The 647-nt window shown below is 28.1% G+C and carries 1 pseudogene; it reads right to left on the bottom strand.

The features are described 5' to 3' along the window. Window positions 1–647 (bottom strand): annotated as a pseudogene (locus AYC59_RS07970) (hypothetical protein); the annotation flags it as partial.

Here is a 647-nt window from a genome sequence, read left to right as displayed (position 1 = left end):
TATTTTATATCATTATTCTTGTATATATACTCTGAACCAAATGTTCTTGCCCAAGTCATAGGTGTTCTTTCTTCTCTACCTGAATTAAATAGATAACTTTTAATTCTTCTTTCATTTAAACGACCAAACATATTTCTTGCTTGATCCATATTATTTAGCAAGAATATATCTATATTTTTATTACCAAGTTTTGTTATTTCCCAGAAAAATACTCTATTATTTTCTCTAATTTCTGATTTAAGTTCTAATTCTGTTTCATTTTCTGTCTTTGCTTTACCCACAAACGCTGTTTCTGGTGTATCTTTTGGAGCTTTAACAACTACAGCACTTCTATGTCCTAAATCTCCTTCATCTTCTCCTACTTCACCATCAACTTGATTAAGTGTATTATTGCTTCCAACAGAAATTACTTTTGTACTTCCTTCAACTTTACCTGTAATTTCTAGTAAATCTGATTCTGAATTTTCCCCATTTCTTCCACTTTCTTCATTCCATAATGTATTAACTAATAACTTTCCTGATACACTACTATATTTTCCTTTTAATGTTAATTTATCGTGGTATTTACCATTATCTAAAGTAATTGTTCCTGAATTTGTTATTTTTGATTTATCATCTAAAGATGATGAATTTAACACAAAATTAGA

This window comes from Pseudostreptobacillus hongkongensis (genome assembly GCF_001559795.1).
In the GTDB taxonomy this organism is placed as follows: domain Bacteria; phylum Fusobacteriota; class Fusobacteriia; order Fusobacteriales; family Leptotrichiaceae; genus Pseudostreptobacillus; species Pseudostreptobacillus hongkongensis.
The sequence above is the reverse complement of the archived record's forward strand: the minus strand, read 5'-3'. Positions and strand labels throughout refer to the sequence as shown.